Origin of the sequence: Chromohalobacter israelensis DSM 3043 (assembly GCF_000055785.1) — a bacterium.
Taxonomy (GTDB): domain Bacteria; phylum Pseudomonadota; class Gammaproteobacteria; order Pseudomonadales; family Halomonadaceae; genus Chromohalobacter; species Chromohalobacter israelensis.
The window spans coordinates 544,949-568,727 of sequence record NC_007963.1 but is presented as its reverse complement, the minus strand read 5'-3'; the positions used below and the strand labels follow the sequence as shown (position 1 = coordinate 568,727).

The 23,779-nt window shown below is 61.5% G+C and carries 14 protein-coding genes, 2 tRNA genes and 3 rRNA genes; 3 read left to right on the top strand and 16 right to left on the bottom strand.

Features of this window, described 5'->3' with window-relative positions; all coding sequences use genetic code 11:
* Positions 1-45 precede the first annotated feature (45 nt).
* From radA to CSAL_RS02620, 3 genes are all read right to left on the bottom strand, one after another.
* On the bottom strand, positions 46-1,422 hold the full coding sequence (radA, locus tag CSAL_RS02630; protein ID WP_011505818.1) for a DNA repair protein RadA: 1,377 nt from the start codon (positions 1,420-1,422) through the stop codon (positions 46-48).
* A 126-nt stretch (positions 1,423-1,548) separates the two neighbouring features.
* On the bottom strand, positions 1,549-2,007 hold the full coding sequence (locus CSAL_RS02625) for a copper resistance protein NlpE N-terminal domain-containing protein (protein ID WP_011505817.1): 459 nt from the start codon (positions 2,005-2,007) through the stop codon (positions 1,549-1,551).
* Positions 2,008-2,108: 101 nt separating this feature from the next.
* Positions 2,109-3,206 (bottom strand): alkene reductase, encoded by a 1,098-nt coding sequence (locus CSAL_RS02620; RefSeq protein ID WP_011505816.1) that lies wholly within the window; start codon positions 3,204-3,206, stop codon positions 2,109-2,111.
* Positions 3,207-3,389: 183 nt separating this feature from the next.
* Here CSAL_RS02620 and hisC point away from each other — a divergent pair, with 183 nt between their 5' ends.
* A complete protein-coding gene (gene hisC / locus CSAL_RS02615) occupies positions 3,390-4,445 on the top strand; it encodes a histidinol-phosphate transaminase (protein WP_011505815.1) in 1,056 nt (351 codons plus the stop codon).
* A 106-nt stretch (positions 4,446-4,551) separates the two neighbouring features.
* Here the strand turns inward: hisC and fliD are convergent, their stop codons facing one another.
* From fliD to ilvC, 8 genes are all read right to left on the bottom strand, one after another.
* The gene (fliD, locus tag CSAL_RS02610; protein WP_011505814.1) at positions 4,552-5,877 is read right to left on the bottom strand and encodes a flagellar filament capping protein FliD; all 1,326 of its coding nucleotides are present in this window, start codon (positions 5,875-5,877) and stop codon (positions 4,552-4,554) included.
* A 230-nt stretch (positions 5,878-6,107) separates the two neighbouring features.
* A 5S ribosomal RNA gene (rrf, locus tag CSAL_RS02605) occupies positions 6,108-6,223 on the bottom strand.
* Between the two features lie 111 nt (positions 6,224-6,334).
* Positions 6,335-9,222: ribosomal RNA gene (locus CSAL_RS02600) — 23S ribosomal RNA — on the bottom strand.
* A gap of 179 nt (positions 9,223-9,401) precedes the next feature.
* A tRNA-Ala gene (locus tag CSAL_RS02595) sits at positions 9,402-9,477 on the bottom strand.
* Between the two features lie 217 nt (positions 9,478-9,694).
* Positions 9,695-9,771 (bottom strand) — tRNA-Ile (locus CSAL_RS02590).
* A gap of 103 nt (positions 9,772-9,874) precedes the next feature.
* Positions 9,875-11,412 (bottom strand): 16S ribosomal RNA (locus tag CSAL_RS02585).
* The 16S, 23S and 5S rRNA genes sit together here with 2 tRNA genes alongside, the layout of an rRNA operon.
* A gap of 559 nt (positions 11,413-11,971) precedes the next feature.
* A complete protein-coding gene (pssA, locus tag CSAL_RS02580; protein WP_011505813.1) occupies positions 11,972-12,796 on the bottom strand; it encodes a CDP-diacylglycerol--serine O-phosphatidyltransferase in 825 nt (274 codons plus the stop codon).
* 155 nt (positions 12,797-12,951) lie between these two features.
* Entirely contained in the window at positions 12,952-13,968 is a 1,017-nt protein-coding gene (gene ilvC / locus CSAL_RS02575; protein WP_011505812.1) for a ketol-acid reductoisomerase, read from the bottom strand.
* 167 nt (positions 13,969-14,135) lie between these two features.
* Between ilvC and ilvY the strand changes: the two genes are divergently transcribed.
* Positions 14,136-15,017 (top strand): HTH-type transcriptional activator IlvY, encoded by an 882-nt coding sequence (gene ilvY, locus CSAL_RS02570; RefSeq protein ID WP_011505811.1) that lies wholly within the window; start codon positions 14,136-14,138, stop codon positions 15,015-15,017.
* 73 nt (positions 15,018-15,090) lie between these two features.
* On the opposite strand, the gene ilvN is transcribed toward ilvY, so the two are convergent.
* Together ilvN and CSAL_RS02560 are read right to left on the bottom strand one after the other, a co-directional pair.
* Positions 15,091-15,582 (bottom strand): acetolactate synthase small subunit, encoded by a 492-nt coding sequence (gene ilvN / locus CSAL_RS02565; RefSeq protein ID WP_011505810.1) that lies wholly within the window; start codon positions 15,580-15,582, stop codon positions 15,091-15,093.
* The gene (locus CSAL_RS02560; protein WP_035415308.1) at positions 15,582-17,306 is read right to left on the bottom strand and encodes an acetolactate synthase 3 large subunit; all 1,725 of its coding nucleotides are present in this window, start codon (positions 17,304-17,306) and stop codon (positions 15,582-15,584) included. The genes ilvN and CSAL_RS02560 overlap by 1 nt, the downstream gene beginning before the upstream one ends.
* A gap of 522 nt (positions 17,307-17,828) precedes the next feature.
* On the opposite strand from CSAL_RS02560, the gene CSAL_RS02555 reads away from it, so the two are divergent.
* A complete protein-coding gene (locus tag CSAL_RS02555) occupies positions 17,829-19,166 on the top strand; it encodes a sugar porter family MFS transporter (RefSeq protein WP_011505808.1) in 1,338 nt (445 codons plus the stop codon).
* Positions 19,167-19,262: 96 nt separating this feature from the next.
* Here CSAL_RS02555 and clpB read toward each other — a convergent pair whose 3' ends face one another.
* The 3 genes from clpB to rluD all read right to left on the bottom strand — a co-directional run bounded on the left by clpB (position 19,263) and on the right by rluD (position 23,713).
* On the bottom strand, positions 19,263-21,845 hold the full coding sequence (clpB, locus tag CSAL_RS02550; protein ID WP_011505807.1) for an ATP-dependent chaperone ClpB: 2,583 nt from the start codon (positions 21,843-21,845) through the stop codon (positions 19,263-19,265).
* 141 nt (positions 21,846-21,986) lie between these two features.
* The gene (gene pgeF, locus CSAL_RS02545; RefSeq protein ID WP_011505806.1) at positions 21,987-22,742 is read right to left on the bottom strand and encodes a peptidoglycan editing factor PgeF; all 756 of its coding nucleotides are present in this window, start codon (positions 22,740-22,742) and stop codon (positions 21,987-21,989) included.
* 11 nt (positions 22,743-22,753) lie between these two features.
* Entirely contained in the window at positions 22,754-23,713 is a 960-nt protein-coding gene (rluD, locus tag CSAL_RS02540) for a 23S rRNA pseudouridine(1911/1915/1917) synthase RluD (RefSeq protein WP_035415314.1), read from the bottom strand.
* Between the last annotated feature and the right edge of the window lie 66 nt (positions 23,714-23,779).

Genomic DNA, 23,779 nt, shown 5'->3' with positions numbered 1-23,779 from the left:
CTTGGCAAGGGTTTCCCTCATTCTACATGACCGGCACGCCGGCGTTTACAGGGCGTCCAGGGCATCGGCAAGCTTGTCGACGGCGATCACTTCCATACCCTCGGGCGCTTGCTTGGGGGCGTTGGCACGCGGCACGATGGCACGCTTGAAACCATGTTTCGCCGCCTCGACGATGCGTTCCTGACCACTGGGCACGGGGCGTATCTCGCCGGAGAGCCCGACCTCGCCGAAGGCCACCAGTTCACGTGGCAGATGGCGGTTCTGCAGGCTGGAGACGACGGCCAGCAGCACCGCCAGGTCCGCGCTGGTTTCGAGCACCTTGACGCCACCGACCACATTGAGAAAGACGTCCTGGTCGCCGGTGAACAGGCCGCCATGCTTGTGCAACACGGCCAGCAGCATGGCCAGACGGTTCTGATCGAGGCCCACGGCCACACGGCGCGGGTTGCCCAGGGCCGATTCGTCGAGCAATGCCTGAACCTCGACGAGAATCGGCCGCGTCCCCTCCCAGACCACCATCACCAGACTGCCGGGCGCCTGTTCTTCGGCGCGTGACAGGAAGATCGCGCTGGGGTTCTTCACTTCCTTGAGGCCGTGCTCGAGCATGGCGAAAACGCCCAGCTCGTTGACCGCGCCGAAGCGATTCTTCTGCCCCCGCAGGGTGCGAAAACGCGAGTCCGCGCCGCCCTCGAGCAGCAACGAGGCATCGATCATGTGCTCCAGCACCTTGGGGCCGGCCAGCGTGCCATCCTTGGTCACGTGTCCCACCAGCATCAGCACGGTGTTGCTCTGCTTGGCGAAACGCGTCAACGCCGCCGACGACTCGCGCACTTGCGCCACGCCGCCGGGTGCCGAGCTGATGTCCTCGAGGTGCATGGTCTGTATCGAGTCGATGATCAGGACGGCGGGCTTTTCACGCTCGGCGACCGCAAGCACCGTTTCGATGCTGGTCTCGGCCAGCATGTTGAGGCCCTTGACCGGCAACTGAAGTCGGTGCGCACGCATGGCGACCTGCGAGAGCGACTCCTCGCCGGTGACATACAACACCTTGTGAGACTGCGCCAGCTTGCAGGCGGTCTGCAGCAACAGGGTCGACTTGCCGGCCCCGGGGTTCCCCCCCAGCAACACCGCCGAGCCCGGCACGAGACCGCCACCCAGCACCCGGTCGAACTCCCCGAAGGTGGAAGAAAAGCGCGGCACCTCGGTCAGGTCGACCTCCCCCAGATCGACCACCTCGCGCGAGACCAGGCCCGCGTAACCGCTGCGCCCGGTGGTGGACGGCGACGGCGCATGCGGCCGGGCACTGCCCAGACGCACTTCACTGAGCGTGTTCCATTCCCGGCAGCTCGAACACTGCCCCTGCCACTTGCTGTATTCGGCACCGCACTCGGTGCACACGAAGGCGCTCTTCGCCTTGGCCATGTCGTCGCTCCTCGCTGATTACCGGCATTCTATCATTGCCGCCCGGGACCACACGGTATGCCCGGCCGCCGGCCAGACACGCAAAAGGCGGCCCGGAGGCCGCCTTTCGATGAGACGAGGAACGCGTTACGACTGGCGTTGCAGACGCAGCGTCTCGCCATTCTGGAAGCGCCGAAGCTGCGGGTCGATCAATTCCAGAGTATTGGCATCGAGCTTCTGGAAGTAGTAGATCTGCCCCTCGCCGTCCGGTGTCAGCTCGTAGACGGTGGCGTTGGGATCCTCGGCAGCACCATCGATGACCTCCCACTGACCTTCGTACTCTTCCGCCGGCGGGTTCTCCGGATGGTTGCGATACTCGGCACGGAGATCGAAAGTGCGCTCACTGGCCGGCGCCTGTTCATCACCCATCAGCTGCACTTCGAGGTCGATGCCGTCGCAGCTGCGGCAAGGCAACGTCCCGTTGTAGACGGTGGCCTGTTCCGCCTGCGCCGAGGCATCGGGCGTTTCCTGCTGGGTAGTGCCCGTGGCGCACCCCGCGAGCACGGCGAGCATGGCGGAACCGGCGAGCAACGTCCTGATCTGCATGATAGTCCTCCTAACCAATGGGTCCTGGGCCGTTCATGCGACCCGTGGGTGACAGCATAGCGTCATGCGCCAGCCTCGGACACCCTTTGCGCACCTGGATCTCAGGATAATGTCGGGTAGTCCGTGTACCCTTCGGCACCGCCACCGTAGAAGGTTGCCGGATCGGGCTCGTTGAGAGCGCTATCCCGGCGGAAGCGTTCGACGAGGTCCGGGTTGGCGATGTACGGGCGCCCGAAGGCCGCACCGTCACCCAGACCATTGCGAATCAGCGCCTCGGCACGCTCGGCGGTGTAGTGTCCGCAATAGATCAAGGTGCCCGGAAAGCGCTGGCGCAGCTCGCGGCGGAAGGTGTCGGTCAGTTGCGGTCCTTCACCGGTCCAGTCGGGCTCATTGACATGCAGGTAGGCGATGCCGCGGCGCGTCAGTTGCTCGGCCAGATAGAAGGCCATCGCCTCCGATTCATCGTCGCTCAGGCCGAAAATCTCGATGAACGGCGAGATACGGATTCCGACACGGTCGGCCCCCATCACCTCGCAGACGGCATCCACGACTTCCAGCACCAGGCGCGCCCGATTGACCAGGTTGCCGCCATAACGGTCGGTACGCTTGTTCGACCCGGTCGCCATGAACTGTTGCAACAGGTACGCATTGGCGGCGTGCACTTCGACCATGTCGAAACCTGCACGCCTGGCACGCTTGGCCGCCTGGCGATAATCATCGATCAGAGCCGGGATTTCTTCGGTCTCGAGCGCACGAGGCGTGCTGGTGGGATGCTGCCCCGAGCTGCCGTCCTCGAACTCAAGAAAGCAATTGGCCCCTTCGGCGCGCAAGGCGCTCGGCGCGACCGGCGGTTGTCCGCCCGGCTGAATCTTGTGGTGCGAGATGCGCCCCACGTGCCAGAGCTGCAGGGCAATCCGTCCACCGGCACGGTGCACGCTGTCCACGACCCCGCGCCAGCCGGCTTCCTGCTCGTCGGTGTAAATGCCCGGGGTGTACACATAGCCGCGTGCGGTCGGCGAGATGTTCGTTGCCTCGCTGATGATCAGGCCGGCATTGGCACGCTGCGCGTAATATGTCGCCTGCAGCGCCTTGGGCACCATGTCCGGGGTGCGCGCCCGTGTCAGTGGCGCCATCAGGACACGGTTGGGCAGCTCCAGCTTGCCCATGGTAAGTGGGGAAAGTAGCCGATCGTAGGCCATGTCGCCTCCTTGTAAGCGCTTGAAACCCTGTGATGTGCACTAGATGAGGTCGTTAGAGCACTAATCAAGGGGCCGAGCGTGACACGCTGATGACACTGCGGCATGCGACGCGCTGCACCTTGCGCCTGCCCGGGCGTCGCGTCACCATGGTGACCTACCTCTTCACTGCCTGTGCGAGCCCTCATGAGCAAGTTCTGGAGCCCTGCCGTGCGTGAGCTCACTCCCTATGTGCCGGGGGAGCAACCGCGCGAACGTCTGATCAAGTTGAACACCAACGAGAACCCTTACCCACCGGCGCCCGGCGTGGAGCAGGTGCTGCGCGAGTTTCCCGTCGATCACCTGCGCCTGTACCCCGACCCGAGCGCGACCGCGCTGCGCGAGGCCTTGGCGGAAACCTACGACGTCGCGACCGAACAGGTGTTCGTCGGCAATGGATCCGACGAGGTGCTGGCACTGGCCTTCCAGGCCTTCTTTCGTCAGTCGCGCCCCTTGCTGATGCCCGCCATCTCCTACAGCTTTTATCCGGTCTACTGCAAGCTCTATGACGTGGCGTACCGCAGCGTTGCGCTCGACGATCAGTGGCGCGTGCCGTTGACGGCCTTCGACACCGACAACGGCGGCATTGTCTTCGCCAACCCCAATGCACCGACCGGACACGGCCACTCGCGGGATGCCATCGCGGCCCTGCTCGAACGCAACACCGAGAGTGTCGTGCTGGTCGACGAAGCCTATGTGGATTTCGGCGGCGAAAGCGCGGTCCCTCTGGTCGAACGTTTCCCGAACCTGCTGGTCACGGGCACGTTCTCCAAGTCACGCAGCCTGGCGGGATTGCGTCTGGGTTATGCCATCGGCTCGCGCGAGCTGATCGAGGGGCTGGAAAGGGTCAAGGACTCCTTCAACTCTTTTCCCATCGACCGCATCACCATCGATGCCGGGATCGCCGCCCTGCATGATCGAGCCTACTTCGAGGCCTGTCGCGAGCGCGTCATCACCACGCGGGAGCGTACTCGCCAACGTCTCGAGTCGCTGGGTTTCGAGGTGATGCCGTCGCAGAGCAATTTTCTGTTCGTACGCCATGAGACTTACGAGGGCCGCGCAATCTTCGGTGAACTGCGCGAACGCGGCATCCTGGTGCGGCATTTCGACAAGGAAGCGCTGAGCGACTTCCTGCGTATCAGTATCGGAACGGAAGACGAGATGGACAGCCTCATCGAGGCACTGGAAGCGGTGTGCCGCTAAGCCGACAAGGCCTCGGCAGCTATTGGGCGGAGCATCCCGCACAAACCAAGGCGCCCGCACTGAGGCGGGCGCCGGGCCGGTTACATTGCTGACATCAGGCTAGCGTCTAGCCCAGGGCAGACAACTGCTGGGTGAGGTAACTGCTGGTCTGATTCATCTCGGCCACCATGCTATCGAGCTCCTGGAACTGGGTACGATAACGATCCACCGTGCTCGAGATACTGTCTTGCATCGAGGAATAACGCTCGTCGAGACGAGCCATCTGCTCCTCGGCACCGGTCACGGCATTCTCTACCATCCCGTTGTCACCAAGCATGGTGTCCAGCTCTTCCTCGGCCCGTCCTGCAATGCCCACCGTGTCGCCGGTTCCCGTGAACAAGGCCTGCAACTCGCCAGGCTGGTTCGCCATCACATCGTCGAGTTTCTCGTCGTCGACTTCCAGCTCACCGTCGACATTCATCGAAATGCCGATGTCGCTCAGGGTGTTCAGGCCGTCGCCCTCGACGCTCGAGGCCAAGGTACTCCGCAACTGCGTTTCCGCCATGCGGGTCGTCCCATCGCCCAGCAACTCTCCGGCATCGCCGCTTTCGGCATCGAAGCTGGTCAAGTCATCCGCCGTGGATTTCATGCTGTTATAGCTGTCGACGAACCCTGTGATGGCATCGCGGATGGCACCGTCGTCACGTTCCACCGTGACCGTGGACTGCCCGGTTTCCGACAGGCTCAGCGTGGTGCCCTGGATGGCCTCTTCGACCTGATTGCTGTCACTCGTGATGGCGATGCCGTTGACGTCCAGCTTGGCATCCTGTCCCTGGATTTCCGTCGCGGTATCCAGCGCCAAGCCATCGAGACCATTGAAGGTGACGCTATTGATACCGGCTTCCGCCCCCGTTGACTCGGAAGCTATTGCCAGCCGGCTCTGCGACCCATCGAACACGATCGAGGCCGAGACCCCTGAATCGCTTGCGTTGATGGCATCGCGCACATCACTTAGTGTGCTATCCGCCTCTACCGTAATGTTCTGCGCCGTCCCGTCATTCAGCGTGACATCCAGGCTCGCCTCGGCGCCCGCATTGAGCACCGCTTCTTCATCGACGCCCTGGGTGGCAATGCTCGATGCCGTGGCCAACTGTGTGACGTCCACGTCATAGCGCCCAGGCGGCGCATCGGGCGTCGCGGCGGCACTTACGCTGTCGCCCTCGACATCGCTGGTCACACTGTTGAAGAGTTCAGGATCGTTGAGATTGCTGGCCGAAGACTGGACCTTCGACAGCGCTCCCTGCAGCTGACCATAGGCGGAGATCTTTGCATCTTGATCGGCCTGCTGCTGTCGGATGGGCACGAGCTTCTGTTGCTCGGCTTCTTGGAGCTGGTCCAGCAGGCCATTGAGATCAAGTCCTGAACCAACACCCAGTGACGCGATGGAAGCCATACCACCTCTTCCCTTGTCAGGTGCGTGTCATCGCAAGCATACGTCTGCTGATGTCTGTGCCTCACCCTAGCAAATCACTCATGTGCCGAGGAAGAAGAAAGACGCATCTCAAGCATCATTCTCTTGAGTTCGAAGCGCTAAAGTTTTCGCTTCCTTGGCCGACACCCCGCGCCACCCGCCCACGAAAAAACCCCCGCTGGCCTGGGCCAACGGGGGTTTCCGGGATAAATGCCTGACGATGACCTACTCTCGCATGGGGAGGCCCCACACTACCATCGGCGCTGAGCGGTTTCACTGCTGAGTTCGGCATGGGGTCAGGTGGGACCCGCTCGCTATGGTCGTCAGGCGGAACTGGTGTCGATCGCCTCACCGAGGCCATCGACGCAATGGGAACAAGCCGACACGTTACGTCTCATGCGCACCCGGTCGTGTTCATACAAGACCCTTTGGGTGTTATATGGTCAAGCCTCACGGGCCATTAGTACACGTTAGCTCAACGCCTTGCAGCGCTTCCACACCGTGCCTATCAACCAGCTGGTCTCGCTGGGCCCTTCAGGAGGCTCGAGGCCTCGGGGAGATCTCATCTTGAAGGGGGCTTCCCGCTTAGATGCCTTCAGCGGTTATCCCGTCCGCACATAGCTACCCGGCAATGCCACTGGCGTGACAACCGGAACACCAGAGGTGCGTCCACTCCGGTCCTCTCGTACTAGGAGCAGCCCTTCTCAAATCTCCAACGCCCACGGCAGATAGGGACCGAACTGTCTCACGACGTTCTAAACCCAGCTCGCGTACCACTTTAAATGGCGAACAGCCATACCCTTGGGACCGACTTCAGCCCCAGGATGTGATGAGCCGACATCGAGGTGCCAAACACCGCCGTCGATGTGAACTCTTGGGCGGTATCAGCCTGTTATCCCCGGAGTACCTTTTATCCGTTGAGCGATGGCCCTTCCATACAGAACCACCGGATCACTAGAACCTACTTTCGTACCTGCTCGACGTGTCTGTCTCGCAGTCAAGCACCCTTATGCTCTTGCACTCATTGCACGATTTCCAACCGTGCTGAGGGTACCTTCGTGCTCCTCCGTTACGCTTTGGGAGGAGACCGCCCCAGTCAAACTACCCACCACACACTGTCCTCGACCCGGATAACGGGCCCAAGTTAGAACGCCGATGATGCCAGGCTGGTATTTCAAGGTTGGCTCCCCCGGGACTGGCGTCCCGGGTTCCAAGCCTCCCAGCTATCCTACACAAGCAACATCAGCGTCCAGTGTGAAGCTATAGTAAAGGTTCACGGGGTCTTTCCGTCTAGCCGCGGGGACACCGCATCTTCACGGCGATTTCAATTTCACTGAGTCTCGGGTGGAGACAGCGTGGCCATCATTACGCCATTCGTGCAGGTCGGAACTTACCCGACAAGGAATTTCGCTACCTTAGGACCGTTATAGTTACGGCCGCCGTTTACCGGGGCTTCGATCAAGCGCGTCGCCAAAGCTAACGCCATCACTTAACCTTCCGGCACCGGGCAGGCGTCACACCCTATACGTCCGCTTACGCGTTAGCAGAGTGCTGTGTTTTTAATAAACAGTTGCAGCCACCTGGTATCTTCGACCGGTGGCAGCTCGGGCCGCGAGGGCCGTCACCGCCACCGGCGCACCTTCTCCCGAAGTTACGGTGCCATTTTGCCTAGTTCCTTCACCCGAGTTCTCTCAAGCGCCTTGGGATTCTCACCCTGACCACCTGTGTCGGTTTGGGGTACGGTCGCATGTGATCTGAAGCTTAGAGGCTTTTCCTGGAAGCGTGGCATCGATGACTTCCAGACCGTAGTCTGTTCGTCTCGCCTCTCGGCCTTGAGGATCCGGATTTGCCTGAATCCTCGGCCTACGGGCTTTCACCAGGACAACCAACGCCTGGCTCACCTAGCCTTCTTCGTCCCCCCATCGCAATCACATCCGGTACGGGAATATTAACCCGTTTCCCATCGACTACGCCTTTCGGCCTCGCCTTAGGGGCCGACTCACTCTGCTCCGATTGACGTCGAACAGAAACCCTTGGTCTTCCGGCGGGGGCGGTTTTCACGCCCCTTATCGTTACTCATGTCAGCATTCGCACTCGTGATACCTCCAGCAAGCCTCTCGACTCACCTTCGCAGGCGTACACGACGCTCCTCTACCGCTCATCCTGAGGATGAGCCCGTAGCTTCGGCACCTGGTTTGAGCCCCGTTACATCTTCCGCGCAGGCCGACTCGACTAGTGAGCTATTACGCTTTCTTTAAAGGATGGCTGCTTCTAAGCCAACCTCCTAGCTGTCTAAGCCTTCCCACATCGTTTCCCACTTAACCAGGATTTTGGGGCCTTAGCTGACGGTCTGGGTTGTTTCCCTTTTCACAACGGACGTTAGCACCCGCTGTGTGTCTCCCACGCTGCACTCACCGGTATTCGGAGTTTGCCTCGGGTTGGTAAGCCGGGATGGCCCCCTAGCCGAAACAGTGCTCTACCCCCGGCGGTGATACGTGAGGCGCTACCTAAATAGCTTTCGAGGAGAACCAGCTATCTCCGGGCTTGATTAGCCTTTCACTCCGATCCACAGCTCATCCCAGCATTTTTCAACATACTTGGGTTCGGGCCTCCAGTTGATGTTACTCAACCTTCACCCTGGCCATGGATAGATCGCCCGGTTTCGGGTCTATATCCAGCGACTGGTCGCCCAGTTAAGACTCGGTTTCCCTACGCCTCCCCTACTCGGTTAAGCTCGCCACTGAATATAAGTCGCTGACCCATTATACAAAAGGTACGCGGTCACACGTCGAAACGTGCTCCCACTGCTTGTACGCATACGGTTTCAGGATCTATTTCACTCCCCTCTCCGGGGTTCTTTTCGCCTTTCCCTCACGGTACTGGTTCACTATCGGTCAGCCAGGAGTATTTAGCCTTGGAGGATGGTCCCCCCGTCTTCAGTCAAGGTTTCACGTGCCCCGACCTACTCGATTTCACCAATGCGGGTTTTCGGTTACGGGGCTATCACCCACTATGGCCGGCCTTTCCAGGCCGTTCACCTAACCGTGCATTGACTTAAGGGCTGGTCCCCGTTCGCTCGCCGCTACTGAGGGAATCTCGGTTGATTTCTTTTCCTCGGGGTACTTAGATGTTTCAGTTCCCCCGGTTCGCCTCCCGCACCTATGAATTCAGTACGGGATACTCATCTTGTGATGAGTGGGTTTCCCCATTCGGACATGCCCGGGTCGCAGGTTGTTTGCCACCTCACCGAGCCTTTTCGCAGGCTACAACGTCCTTCATCGCCTCTGGCTGCCTAGGCATCCACCGTATGCGCTTCATCGCTTGACCATATAACCCCAAAGGGTCTGATCGTGGATGAACACGATAATTGCCGGATACGCTTGAGACGTATCGTCTTGCTTTGTCAGCTTGTTCCACATTGTTAAAGAGCGTTAGAGCAAAAGCTCTAAGCGGTAGGCTTTACGGGAAAGCACACGGCTTAGGGCTTGATGAGTCGACTGTCGGGATGGTGGAGCCTACCGGGATCGAACCGGTGACCTCCTGCGTGCAAGGCAGGCGCTCTCCCAGCTGAGCTAAGGCCCCTTGTCGGCACATCTCTCGCGGCACGTGTCACCGAAAGGACATGCAATTTGTGTGAGACTAGGCGAAAGACAGCGCCGTATAGCCTGCTATACAAGGTGTCTTTCAACGACGTATCACGCAAATTTGGTGGGTCTGGGCAGACTTGAACAAAACCCGGCGACCTCACCCTCTCTTTATGTCACCCCAGGGGGTGCGCTCTAACCAACCGAGCGAGAGATGGTGGGTCTGGGCAGACTTGAACTGCCGACCTCACCCTTATCAGGGGTGCGCTCTAACCAACTGAGCTACAGACCCGTTGGTCACTGGGCGACTTCACTAGCCATTCCACAGTCGTTGCTCTGCTTCGATCAGGCAATTCATTGTGAGCGCTTACCCGGGCAGGGTGTGCACCGTCGTTTAAGGAGGTGATCCAGCCGCAGGTTCCCCTACGGCTACCTTGTTACGACTTCACCCCAGTCATGAACCACACCGTGGTGATCGCCCTCCGAAGTTAGGCTAACCACTTCTGGTGCAGTCCACTCCCATGGTGTGACGGGCGGTGTGTACAAGGCCCGGGAACGTATTCACCGTGCCATTCTGATGCACGATTACTAGCGATTCCGACTTCATGGAGTCGAGTTGCAGACTCCAATCCGGACTGAGGCCGGCTTTCTGGGATTGGCTTCACCTCGCGGCTTCGCAACCCTTTGTACCGGCCATTGTAGCACGTGTGTAGCCCTACCCGTAAGGGCCATGATGACTTGACGTCGTCCCCACCTTCCTCCGGTTTGTCACCGGCAGTCTCCCTAGAGTTCCCGACCGAATCGCTGGCAAATAGGGACAAGGGTTGCGCTCGTTACGGGACTTAACCCAACATTTCACAACACGAGCTGACGACAGCCATGCAGCACCTGTCTCTGCGCTCCCGAAGGCACCCCGGAATCTCTTCCGGGTTCGCAGGATGTCAAGGGTAGGTAAGGTTCTTCGCGTTGCATCGAATTAAACCACATGCTCCACCGCTTGTGCGGGCCCCCGTCAATTCATTTGAGTTTTAACCTTGCGGCCGTACTCCCCAGGCGGTCGACTTATCGCGTTAACTGCGCCACTAAGTCCTCAAGGGACCCAACGGCTAGTCGACATCGTTTACGGCGTGGACTACCAGGGTATCTAATCCTGTTTGCTACCCACGCTTTCGCACCTCAGCGTCAGTGTCAGTCCAGAAGGCCGCCTTCGCCACTGGTATTCCTCCCGATCTCTACGCATTTCACCGCTACACCGGGAATTCTACCTTCCTCTCCTGCACTCTAGCCTGCCCGTTCCGGATGCCGTTCCCAGGTTGAGCCCGGGGCTTTCACACCCGGCGTGACAAGCCGCCTACGCGCGCTTTACGCCCAGTAATTCCGATTAACGCTTGCACCCTCCGTATTACCGCGGCTGCTGGCACGGAGTTAGCCGGTGCTTCTTCTGTGGGTGATGTCGCTCTTGCCGGGTATTGGCCGACAAGCCTTCTTCCCCACTGAAAGTGCTTTACAACCCGAAAGCCTTCTTCACACACGCGGCATGGCTGGATCAGGCTTTCGCCCATTGTCCAATATTCCCCACTGCTGCCTCCCGTAGGAGTCTGGGCCGTGTCTCAGTCCCAGTGTGGCTGATCATCCTCTCAGACCAGCTACGGATCGTCGCCTTGGTGAGCCGTTACCCCACCAACCAGCTAATCCGACATAGGCTCATCCAATCGCGCGAGGTCCGAAGAGCCCCCGCTTTCTCCCGTAGGACGTATGCGGTATTAGCCTGGGTTTCCCCAGGTTATCCCCCACGACTGGGTAGATTCCTATGCATTACTCACCCGTCCGCCGCTCGTCAGCGTCCAGCAAGCTGGACCTGTTACCGCTCGACTTGCATGTGTTAGGCCTGCCGCCAGCGTTCAATCTGAGCCATGATCAAACTCTTCAGTTGAAAGTCTGATAGTCCGTTGAGCGGACCAAACTTGGTTCAAGACTAAAACGTTCTCAAAAAGACCCGAAGGTCTCTGACGAGTCGCTTGCCTTGATAGGTCGTGACTGGCACCCCTATCCCGGGCAAGCGCCCACATGAATTACCTGATCGACTTGTTAAAGAGCATCTCGTTTTCGCCAAAGCGCCTAACGAGGAAGGCGTATTCTACCGATACCGCCGTGATTGTCAAGGCAAAATGCTTGTCGGGACAATCCATCACCGCATCCGAACATTCGTGCGATGAGTGGCGACTCGCGAGGTGCGCATTTTACCGAAACCGGCGCGACTGTCAAGCGAGATCGTTCGAGGCGAACCTGAAAATCTCAAGCAAGTCAGTCACTTGCGAACCTCTTCCACCGCTGGCCACGAGGTCCGTCGCCGGCAGCGGATGCGTACTTTACGGATCCGCCGCCGTGAACGCAAGGGGTTTTTCGTCTCCTGCGCTCATGATGTTATCCACACCCACCCGTCGTGCCGCCTCGCCAACGACATGTGGATAACTCGACCGCTCGCGAGACCTTCAGCGCATCTTGCGCATGAGGGCGAACAACGGTCCGGAGACCACGTAGCAGCCGAACAGGATCAGCAGCATGAGCGACGGCTCAAGCGAGATGACCACGAACGCAAGCACGATGGCGAGCAGCACAACGAAAGGCACCGGGCCCTTGAAGTCGACTTCCTTGAAACTGTGGTAGCGGACGTTGCTGACCATCAAGACACCCGCTGCCGCCACGACGAAGGCGATGAACAGCTTGAAGCCCAGCGCGTCGGCATCGAATTTATGCAGCGTCCATACGCACCCCGCGACGAGCGCGGCCGCGGAAGGACTCGGCAATCCCACGAACCACTTCTTGTCGGTGCTGCCTATCTGCACGTTGAAGCGCGCCAAGCGCAGCGCAGCGCCGGAGACGAAGATGAATGCCGCGATCCAGCCAATCTTGCCGACATCCTGCAGTATCCAGGAGAACGCCACCAACGCGGGCGCCACACCGAACGAGACCATGTCGGCCAGGCTGTCGAACTCGGCGCCGAAGGCACTTTGCGTATTGGTCATCCTCGCCACGCGCCCATCGAGACCATCGAGCACCATCGCCACGAAGATCGCGATGGCGGCCCCGGAAAAATTGCCGTTCATGGCCGCGATGATGGAGAAGAACCCGGAGAACAGCGCCGAAAGCGTGAACAGGTTCGGCAACAGGTAAATGCCCCGCCGACGCACGCGCTTCCCGTTTTCGATGGTTTCCTCAATGATCTCGTCTTCGTCATGAAGCTCCGAACTCTCGGCCGAAACGTTCTCGGCGTCAGCGTCCTTGGACGATTCCGGCGTGCGCGGTTCTTGCGTCATAAAAAAGTCATCCGTTGCCATGGGGCGCTCGTGATGAGCGTACCGCTATTCTACATACTGCCAGCCTAGTCGACAGTCGGGACCATTGACGACCGAAAACGCAAACGGGCGCGACCAGTGGTCGCGCCCGTTTCATGCCGTCCGTTTCAGGACGCTCAGTTCTTGCTCTTGTCGACCAGCTGATTCGCCGCGATCCAGGGCATCATGCCGCGCAGCTTCTCGCCGACCTGCTCGACGGGATGCTCGGCGTTCAGGCGACGACGCGCGTGCATCGACGGATAGTTGCTGTTGCCTTCGCTGATGAACATCTTGGCGTATTCACCGTTCTGGATGCGCTTCAGGGCATTGCGCATGGCTTCCCGCGACTGCTCGTTGATGACTTCCGGGCCCGTCACGTACTCGCCGTACTCCGCATTGTTGGAGATGGAGTAGTTCATGTTGGCGATGCCGCCTTCGTACATCAGGTCGACGATCAACTTGAGCTCGTGCAGACACTCGAAGTAGGCCATCTCGGGCTCGTACCCGGCCTCGGTCAGTGTCTCGAAACCGGCCTTGACCAGCTCGACCGCGCCACCGCACAGCACCGCCTGCTCGCCGAACAGATCGGTTTCCGTTTCATCCTTGAAGGTCGTTTCGATGATGCCGCTACGACCGCCACCCACGCCGGCGGCGTACGACAGTGCCAGTTCCTTGGCCTGCCCCGTGGCATCCTGCTGCACGGCGATCAGGTCCGGAACGCCTGCGCCCCGCACGAACTCGGAGCGAACCGTGTGACCCGGCGCCTTGGGCGCGATCATGATCACGTCCAGATCCGCGCGCGGCGTCACCTGGTTGTAGTGGATGTTGAAGCCATGCGCGAAAGCCAGCGTCGCGCCTTGCTTAAGGTTGGGCGCGATGTCCTGCTCGTAGATGGCTTTCTGGTTCTCGTCCGGCGCCAGCAGCATCAGCACGTCGGCGGTCTTGCAGGCGTCAGGAACGGAAGCGACCTTGAAGCCGGCCGCTTCGGCCTTGGCCACCGACGAAGACCCCGGACGCAGTGCCACGGTGACGTCGACGCCGGACTCCTTGAGGTTATGCGCATGAGCATGCCCCTGGGAGCCATAGCCCACGATGGTGACGTTCTTCGCCTGGATCAGCGAGAGGTCGCAATCTTTGTCGTAATAAACGCGCATGTCGTACTCCAGATATCGAAGAAGAAACGTGTGAAGTGTCAGCGTTGATGGCTTTCCGCCGTAGCGTCGTCTATCGCGACGCTTTGATGCCACCTTACGCCAGGCCATGCGTTGCGTAAAACGCTATATTTGCAATACCGTATGCCGGAAATTGAAATGATGCCGCCATGGATACACGCCCCTATCAGCAGTTCCTCAGCCTCGCCGAGACCTTGCATTTCGGTCGCTCCAGCGAAGCCTGCCATGTCAGCCCCTCGACATTGAGCCGCACCATCCGCCAGTTGGAGACGCAGCTCGGCGTGACACTGTTCGAGCGGGACAACCGCAGCGTTCGCCTGACCCATGAAGGCCGACTGTTCCAGCGTTATGCACGCGACGCCCTGGAGCAATGGGACGTGCTGCGGCACTCCCTGATGGCGGAGAGCCGCCAGCTCGCCGGGGAAATCAGCATCTACTGCTCGGTGACCGCCAGCTACAGCTTTCTCTACGAGTTGCTCAGCGAGTTTCGTCTGCGTCACCCCCGTATCGAGCTCAAGCTGCATACCGGCGATCCCGCCAGCGCGGTATCGCGCGTGCTCAGCGGCGAAGAGGACATGTCCATCACGGCGCGGCCCGAGACACTGCCCGCGCACCTGGCGTTCAAGCCGATCGCCACCTCGCCGCTACTGTTCATCGCCCCGCGTGACATGCCGCAATGGCTGGCCACCCTCACCGCAACCACGGAAGCGGAGAGCTGGGGCAGCATCCCGATGATCCTGTCCGAATCGGGGCTCGCCCGTGACCGCACGGACGCCTGGTTCCGGCAATTGGGCATCAAGCCTCACATCTACGCCCAGGTCGCGGGCAACGAGGCCATCGTCAGCATGGTCGGGCTGGGCTTCGGCGTCGGCGTGGTGCCGCAGATCGTGGTCGACAACAGCCCCTTGGCCGAGCGGATACAGGTTCTCGACGTCGAACCCGGCTTGACGCCTTACGAGGTCGGCCTTTGCGTGACCGAGAAAAAGCTTCGCAATCCCTTGGTCAAGGCGCTTTGGTCGCAGATCCAGTAGCCCCGGTTGGAATGCAAAAAGGCCGCTCCGAAGAGCGGCCTTGGTGCTGCATGGCTCGAGATGGCGCCCGGGCCTAGAGGCTGAGCACCTTGTCGCCACGCGAAATGCCGGATACCCCGGTACGTGCGACCTCGAGAATACCGATCGGCGCCATGGCCTGGACGAAGGCATCCAGCTTGCCGGCATCGCCGGTGATCTGGACCGTGTAGACGCTCGGCGTGACGTCGACGATCTGGGCACGGAAGATGTCCACCGTCCGCTTGACCTCGTCGCGACTCGCCCCCAGCGCCTTCACCTTGACCAGCATCAGCTCTCGCTCGATGTGGTTGCCCTCGGTCAAGTCGACGAGCTTGACCACATCGATGAGCTTGTTGAGGTGCTTGGTGATCTGCTCGATCACGCGATCGTCGCCCACCGTGGTCACCGTCAGCCGCGACAGCGTCGGGTCCTCGGTCGGCGCGACGTTGAGGGTTTCGATGTTGAAGTTGCGCTGCGAAAACAGGCCCACCACGCGGGACAGGGCGCCGGGTTCGTTTTCCAGCAGGATCGAGATGATGTGGCGCATCAGGTCCGCTCCGTCTTCGAAAGCAGCATGTCACGCATGGCGCCCAAAGGCACCTGCATCGGGTAGACGTGTTCACGAGGATCGACATCGACATCCAGGAACACCAGTTCGTCGTTGTCGGCGAACATGCGTTCCAGTGCCGCGTCGAGCTGGTCGTGGCGTTCCACCTTGAGCGCCGTGAAGCCGTAGGCTTCGATCAACTTGTGGAAATCCGGCAGCGATTCCATGTAGGAATGCGCATGCCGCGACTTGTAGTTGAGATCCTGCCACTGGCGCACCATGCCCAGCGACCCGTTGTTGAGATTGATGATCTTCACTCCGGTGCCGAACTGCTTACAGGTCGACAACTCCTGCATCATCATCTGAAAGCTGCCTTCCCCCGTGAAGCAGACGACGATGTCGTCGGGGAAGTTCTGCTTGATGCCCATCGCCGCCGGAAACCCGAAGCCCATCGTGCCCAGGCCCCCGGACGTGATCCAGCGGTTGGGCTTGTCGAACTTGTAGTACTGTGCCGCGAACATCTGGTGCTGGCCGACGTCGGTGGTCACGAACGCCTCGCCGCGCGTGATGTGATACACCGCCTCGACGACCTCCTGCGGTTTGAGGCGTTCGCCCGGCTGGGACGGCTCGTAGAGCTTGCCCTCGCGCTCGGCGCGCCAGCCGTCGATGGTCGCCCACCACTCCGGCAGGGCTTCCGCATTGGCCATTTCACGACCTTGCAGCAGGCTGATCATCTCATTGATCACGCTGTCTGCCGGCCCCACGATCGGCACATCGGCGCGCACCGTCTTGGAAATCGAGCTGGGGTCGATATCCACGTGCACGATCTTGGCGGTGGGGCAGAACTTGGACGTATTGTTGGTCACGCGATCATCGAAGCGCGCGCCGATGGCGATGATCAGATCGGCATGGTGCATGGCCATGTTGGCCTCGTAGCTGCCATGCATGCCCAGCCAGCTCAGCGATTGCGCATCGGTCTGCGGATAGGCGCCGATCCCCATCAGCGTGGTGGTGATCGGGAAGCCCAGGCGACGCACCAGTGCGGTCAGGTTCTCGCTGGCGCCGCTGGTGACGATGCCACCCCCGGTATAGAACACCGGACGCCGTGCCTTGAGCATCATGTCCACGGCCTTCTTGATCTGGCCGCTGTGCCCCCGCGTGACCGGGTTGTAGGAGCGAATCTTGACCTTCTTCGGATAGACGTACTCATAACGCTCGGTGGGCGCCGTCATATCCTTGGGAATGTCCACGACCACCGGCCCGGGACGACCGGTCGAGGCGAGGTAATAGGCCTTCTTGAGCACCTCGGGAATTTCCGAGGGATGCTTGATGGCGAAGCTGTGCTTCACGATGGGCCGTGTCACGCCCACGATATCGGTTTCCTGGAAGGCGTCTTCACCGATCAGGTGGCTGGCCACCTGGCCACACAGCACGACCATGGGAATCGAGTCCATGTAGGCGGTGGCAATGCCGGTCACGGCATTGGTCGCCCCGGGGCCGGACGTGACCAGCACCGTGCCCGGCTTGCCCGAGGCACGGGCATAGCCATCGGCGGCGTGAGTGGCGGCCTGCTCATGGCGAACCAGAATGTGTTTGACCTTGTCCTGGCGAAACAGCGCGTCATAGATGTGCAACGCCGCGCCGCCGGGATAGCCATAGATACGCTCGACGCCCTCATCCTGCAGGAAGCGGGCGATCATATCGGCGCCGGAAAGCAATTCCACTGGTAGTTCTCCCCTGGAGATAGCGAGTGCCATTTCGCCGTCACGTTACGGACGACGAAGTGTCGATGCGGCGGTACGCCGCTGCCGGCTGCGCCGGCACCTGATGCCATGCCCTGGCGTCCTTCGGCCCGGATAGGGCCTGCACTCTATTCGCAACGGATCGCTGCGTCGGGGGTGGCCGGACAAGGCGGTTAGCCCGTGCCCGGAATATCCTTCGACAGGCGGGTAGAGGTTGACACCTACCCTTCACGCGACAAGTCGGGGATCGCCCGGTCGAGGCCGCGCCCGCAATCAGGAACCTTCAAGATTCCAATAGCGTCACGGGACTGTCAACCGTCAGCCACCGGAAGGACGGCAGGGAGAGGGGTATCGACGCCCCGGATGCGCGTGAGGCGCGACTAAAGTTGCACACTGCATGAGTGGTCACGCACTTACCCGAGATGCTGTACTGACTAACGCTGATTCGATTCAGCACCATTCCAATGGACGCGGACTGCAGCTACCGACACGGAGAGCAACCTCATGTCCAACATCCTCAAATGGTCGCTCTTTGTGGCCATGGCCGGCTTCCTGTTCGGCTTCGATACCGCCGTCATCTCCGGCGCGGACAAACCCATCCAGACGCTCTGGGGCCTCAGCGACCTGCAGCATGGCCTGTTCATCATGTCGATGGCTCTGTGGGGGACGGTGATCGGGGCCCTCTTCGGCAACTGGCCGACCGACCGGCTGGGGCGACGCCCCACCCTGCTGATCATCGGCGTGCTGTACCTGGTGTCGGCCATCGGCTCGGCGCTGGCGACCGACCCTCTTTGGTTCTCGGCCTTCCGGTTGATCGGCGGCTTCGGCGTGGGCATGTCGACCGTCGCCGCTCCCGCCTACATTTCCGAGATCGCGCCCGCCGATCGACGCGGCCAGCTCGTCGCCCTGTACCAATTCAACGTGGTGTTCGGCATCTTCATGGCCTATGTCTCCAATGCCACCCTCGGGGCCCTGCTGGACGCCGACGCCTGGCGCTGGATGGTGGGTATCGAGGCGCTGCCCGCGCTCGTCTACACCCTGCTGGTCTTCCTGGTGCCACGCAGTCCACGCTGGCTGGTCCTCAACCGCAACGACGACGTCGCTGCGGCCCATGTGCTGCGACAGATCGATCCCGAGGTCGATACCGACCGGCAGATCGCCGAGATCCGCAGCGCCGATGAGCGCGACCAGCAGGCTCGCAGCCGGTTCTTCTCGAAGCGTTATCGACTGCCTATCCTGCTGGCCTTCCTGATGGCGTTCTTCAACCAGTTCACCGGCATCAACTTCGTGCTGTACTACGCGCCCCGCATCCTCGAATCCGCCGAGCTGGGCAGCAACGCGGCACTGTTATCGACCGCCGGCATCGGTCTGATCATGGTGCTTTTCACCATGCTGGGCATCGCCCTGATCGACCGCCTGGGCAGGCGTACGTTGATGTACATAGGCTCGGCGGGCTACCTGGTCTCGCTGTCGATCATTTCGCATGCCTTCTTCACCGACGACCTGGGCGGGGCACTGATTCCCTTGCAGCTTTGCGTGTTCGTGGCCGCCCACGGTATCAGCCAGGGCACCGTCATCTGGGTCTTCATTTCGGAAATCTTCCCCAACCGGGAACGCGCGCGAGGCCAGTCGCTGGGCAGCTTCACCCACTGGTTCTTCGCCGCCGCCATCACCCTGGTCACCCCTTGGGTGCTGGGCGCCTTCAGTGGCGGTCCGGTCTTCGCTTTCTTCGCGGTGATGATGGTCCTGCAGGTACTGTTCGTGGCCTTGTTGATGCCCGAGACCAAGGGCGTATCGCTGGAGGACATTCAAAAGCGCCTGACCGCCGGGACAGCGTCCTGAACGCGCGCTGCTGCTGCGTTGCAGCGCCCGCATAGCGGCATGAAAAAAACCCGCCCCCGAAGGGGCGGGCTTTTCCGGCACTGGCGAGCGCCAGCTTTACTTGGCAAAGGCCAGATGACCATCCTCGGCCGTCACCTTGATGGTATCGCCCGCCGCAAAGTTGCCGGCGAGCAGCTCCTGCGCCAGCGGGTTTTCGATCCGGCTCTGGATGGCACGCTTGAGCGGACGCGCACCGAATACCGGATCGAAGCCGACCACCGCCAATTGTGCCAGGGCATCGTCGCTGACCTCGAGACGGATCTCGCGCTCGGCGAGACGCGCCTTGAGGCGTTCGAGCTGGATGCCGGCAATGGACTGGATCTGCTCCTGGCCCAGTGCGTGGAACACCACCACTTCGTCGATGCGGTTGATCAGCTCCGGACGGAAATGATCGCCCACGACTCCCATGACGGCATCGCGCATCGCGCCATAATCGGCATCGTCGCCGCCCATGCGCTGAATGATGTCCGATCCCAGGTTGGAGGTCATCACGATCACCGTATTGCGGAAATCCACCGTGCGCCCCTGTCCATCGGTGAGACGGCCGTCCTCGAGCACCTGGAGCAGGATATTGAAGACATCCGCGTGCGCCTTCTCGACCTCGTCGAGCAGCAGCACGGAGTAAGGCTTGCGGCGTACCGCTTCGGTCAGGTAACCGCCTTCTTCGTATCCCACATAGCCCGGCGGCGCCCCGATCAGCCGCGCCACGGAATGCTTCTCCATGAACTCGGACATGTCGATGCGCACCATGGCCTCCTCGGTATCGAAGAGGAAGCTGGCGAGCGACTTGCACAGCTCGGTCTTGCCTACCCCGGTGGGCCCCAGGAACAGGAAGGACCCATTGGGACGTCCCGGATCGGCGAGTCCCGCACGCGAACGCCGCACGGCATTGGCCACGGCGGTCACCGCCTCATCCTGCCCGATCACGCGCTCGTGCAGCGCCTCTTCCATGCGCAGCAATTTGTCGCGTTCGCCTTCGAGCATCTTGGACACCGGAATCCCCGTCCAGCGAGAGACCACCTCGGCGATCTCCTCTTCGGTGACGTTGGAACGCAGCAGTTGATGCTTGGCGGTATCGGTTTCCTGCTCGCTCGCCTCGGCGATCTGCTTCTCGAGCTTGGGAATCACCCCGTATTGCAGCTCGGACATGCGGCCCAGATCCCCCTGACGGCGTGCCGCCTCGAGATCGATACGCGCCTGCTCGAGCTCCGCCTTGAACTGTGCCGCCCCCTGGATGCTGGCCTTCTCGGCTTTCCACACCTCTTCGAGGTCGGCGTACTCGCGCTCTAGCGACTCGATCTGCGCTTCGAGCGAGTCGAGGCGCTTCTTGGTGGCCTCGTCGGTCTCCTTCTTCAGCGCTTCGCGCTCCATCTTGAGCTGAATCAGCCGCCGGTCGAGACGGTCCATCTCCTCGGGCATGGAGTCGAGTTCCATGCGGATCCGGGAGGCCGCCTCGTCGATCAGGTCGATGGCCTTGTCGGGCAACTGACGATCGGTGATGTAGCGGGTCGACAGCTTGGCCGCGGCGATGATGGCACCATCGGTGATATCGACACCATGATGGACCTCGTAACGCTCCTTGAGGCCACGCAGGATCGCCACGGTGTCTTCTTCGTTGGGCTCGTCGACCAGGACTTTCTGGAAACGCCGTTCGAGTGCCGCATCCTTCTCGATGTGCTGACGATATTCGTCCAGCGTAGTGGCCCCGACGCAGTGCAATTCGCCCCGCGCCAATGCCGGCTTGAGCATGTTGCCGGCGTCCATCGCGCCCTCGGCCTTGCCGGCGCCGACCATGGTATGCAGCTCATCGACGAACAGGATGACACGCCCCTCCTCCTTGGCCAGCTCCCCGAGCACGGCCTTGAGACGTTCCTCGAACTCGCCCCGGTACTTGGCGCCAGCCAGCAACGAGCCCATGTCCAGCGCCAGCACACGCTTGTCCTTGAGGCCCTCGGGCACCTCGCCATTGACGATGCGCTGCGCCAGCCCCTCGACGATGGCGGTCTTGCCCACACCGGGCTCGCCGATCAATACCGGATTGTTCTTGGTACGCCGCTGCAGCACCTGGATCGTGCGGCGGATCTCGTCGTCACGACCGATCACCGGATCGAGCTTGCCCTCTCCGGCGCGCTGGGTCAGGTCGGTGGTGTACTTGTCCAGGGCCTCGCGGCTCTCCTCGGCCGAGGCATCATCCACCTTGCTGCCTCCGCGCAGACTGTCGATGGCACTCCGCACGGACTGGACATCCAGACCGGCCTGCTGGAGCACCTTGCTGATGGCGCTTTTCATTTCCAATGCCGCCAGCACCACCAGCTCGCTGGCGATGTATTGGTCGCCACGTTTCTGCGCTTCGCGATCGGCGAAGTTGAACAGCCGCGCCAGTTCCTGCCCCATGGTCACATTGCCATCGAACTGGCCGACACTGGGCAAGCCATCGAGGTATTGGGACAGGCCGTCGCGCAGCCGCGCGGTATCGCCGCCGGCCTTCTGCACCAGTCCCTTGATGCCGCTTTCCTGCGCTTCGACGAGCGCCATCAGCACATGCCCGGGATCGAGCTGATTGTGACTGCGCCCCACTGCCAGGGATTGTGCCTCGGCCAGGGCGTTCTGCAGCTTGCTGGTCATTCGATCGATTCGCATCGAACCCTCCTCCAATGCGGCGCACCGGCGCGCGCCGCCAAGTCATTTCATGTTGACATCATCAATGGAGGTATGCTGGAGGCGTTTCAAGTCACTGGCGTGCAAAAAACGTTCCGCCAGCGCGAAAGGAGACGAGCGGCGTTAGCGCAGCCAGATCACGCTGGCCATGCGGCCGGTGTTGCCGTCGTCGCGGCGGTGGGAATAGAAGCGCGGTTCGCAGGCGGTACAGAAGTGCCCCCCGCCGATATGGCCGACGCCCAGACGTTCGAGACGCAGCCTCGCCAGGCGATAGAGGTCCGCCATGTAATGGCCGAGCCGATAGGGACTGGGCTCGAAGGCGCTTTCCGCTTCCGGCTGCACGGCCACGAACGTATCGAACACCTCGGCACCCACCTCGAACTGCGCCTTGGAGATCGCCGGCCCCAGCCAGGCCATGAGGTCGTCCGGCGCCACGCCCAGCGCAGCAACACTGGCCTCCAGCACGCCGCCGGCCAGACTCCGCCAGCCGGCGTGCGCCACGCCCACCCGGGTACCCTGACGGTCGCAGAAGAAGACCGGCAGGCAATCGGCCGTCAGCACCACGCAGGCATGGCCGGTATCGAAGGCCACCGAGGCATCCGCACGCGGCGCGTGCTCGGCAAAGTCGGCACGATACTCCTGCTGCACGTTGGCCCCGTGCACTTGTTCCAGCCACAGCAAGGGACGCTCGTCGTCGAGTTCGGCGCTCAAGCGACGGCGACAGGCCTCGACCGTGACGGGATCGTCGCCGACGTGATCCGCCGGGTTGAAGGACGCGAAAGCGCCCTGGCTGGGCCCGCTCTCGCGCGTGGTCACGAATGCGCCGACCGTGCTCGGCGCCGGCCAGTCGGGCAAGATCAGGGTGGGGCGTTCGCTCATGACAGGCTCACTCAGGTCGGCGTGTCGGCTGCATCGCGCAGGAAATCCAGCAACATCAGCATATCGTCGGGCAAGGGCGCGCGAAACGTCAGCGTCTCGCCCGTGCCGGGATGCACGAAGGCCAGTTTGCGAGCATGCAGCGCCTGACGCGGAAAATGACGCAGCACGTCCTTCAGTGCGTCGGTGGCGCCGGCCGGCATCTTGAGGCGCCCGGCATAGACCGGATCGCCGATCAGCGGAAAGCGCCGATGCGCCATATGCACGCGAATCTGGTGGGTGCGCCCGGTTTCGAGCCGGCAGCGCACATGGGTGTGAGCGGGAAAGCGCTCCACCACGCGGTAATGCGTCACCGCCGGCTTGCCCGACGGGGTGACCGCCTGGCGCTTGCGATCCTTGGGATGGCGGCCGATCGGTGCATCGACACTGCCACCGGCCGTCATCCTGCCGGTCACCACGGCATCGTACTCACGCGATACCGTACGTGCCTGCAACTGCTCGACCAGCGAGGCATGCGCAGCCAGCGTCTTGGCAACCACCATCAGGCCGGTGGTGTCCTTGTCGAGACGATGCACGATCCCGGCACGGGGCAGTTGCATCTGTCCCGGCGCATGGTGCAGCAAGGCATTGAGCAAGGTGCCATCGGGATTGCCGGCGGCCGGATGCACGACCAGCCCCGCGGGCTTGTCGATGACCAGAACATCGTCGTCTTCGTGGACGATCGACAGCGCCATGGCCTGCGGTGCGAAGCGCGTGTCTTCCTCGAGCGTGGCCTCGAGCGTCAGCCGCTCGCCACCGAACAGCTTGTCCTTGGGCCGCGCAGGCGCGCCGTCCCGGGTCAATGCGCCCGACTTGATCCAGGCCTTGAGACGCTCGCGGGAGAAGTCCGCGAACAGCTCGGCGGCGGCTTGATCCAGGCGCAGGCCGATCATGGTGTCGGGGACGCGTTCTTCTCGCTGCACGGTATCTGCCATGGCAATGCTCGGTTCCATTTCGCCACTGGGGGCGTTTGCTTTATAGTGACTCCGAACTGGCGGATT

Bases quoted from the DNA above. Each gene is read 5' to 3' on its own strand.
- radA (WP_011505818.1), bottom strand. From the start codon at position 1,422: ATGGCCAAGGCGAAGAGCGCCTTCGTGTGCACCGAGTGCGGTGCCGAA.
- CSAL_RS02625 (WP_011505817.1), bottom strand. From the start codon at position 2,007: ATGCAGATCAGGACGTTGCTCGCCGGTTCCGCCATGCTCGCCGTGCTC.
- CSAL_RS02620 (WP_011505816.1), bottom strand. From the start codon at position 3,206: ATGGCCTACGATCGGCTACTTTCCCCACTTACCATGGGCAAGCTGGAG.
- hisC (WP_011505815.1), top strand. From the start codon at position 3,390: ATGAGCAAGTTCTGGAGCCCTGCCGTGCGTGAGCTCACTCCCTATGTG.
- fliD (WP_011505814.1), bottom strand. From the start codon at position 5,877: ATGGCTTCCATCGCGTCACTGGGTGTTGGTTCAGGACTTGATCTCAAT.
- pssA (WP_011505813.1), bottom strand. From the start codon at position 12,796: ATGACGCAAGAACCGCGCACGCCGGAATCGTCCAAGGACGCTGACGCC.
- ilvC (WP_011505812.1), bottom strand. From the start codon at position 13,968: ATGCGCGTTTATTACGACAAAGATTGCGACCTCTCGCTGATCCAGGCG.
- ilvY (WP_011505811.1), top strand. From the start codon at position 14,136: ATGGATACACGCCCCTATCAGCAGTTCCTCAGCCTCGCCGAGACCTTG.
- ilvN (WP_011505810.1), bottom strand. From the start codon at position 15,582: ATGCGCCACATCATCTCGATCCTGCTGGAAAACGAACCCGGCGCCCTG.
- CSAL_RS02555 (WP_011505808.1), top strand. From the start codon at position 17,829: ATGTCCAACATCCTCAAATGGTCGCTCTTTGTGGCCATGGCCGGCTTC.
- clpB (WP_011505807.1), bottom strand. From the start codon at position 21,845: ATGCGAATCGATCGAATGACCAGCAAGCTGCAGAACGCCCTGGCCGAG.
- pgeF (WP_011505806.1), bottom strand. From the start codon at position 22,742: ATGAGCGAACGCCCCACCCTGATCTTGCCCGACTGGCCGGCGCCGAGC.
- rluD (WP_035415314.1), bottom strand. From the start codon at position 23,713: ATGGCAGATACCGTGCAGCGAGAAGAACGCGTCCCCGACACCATGATC.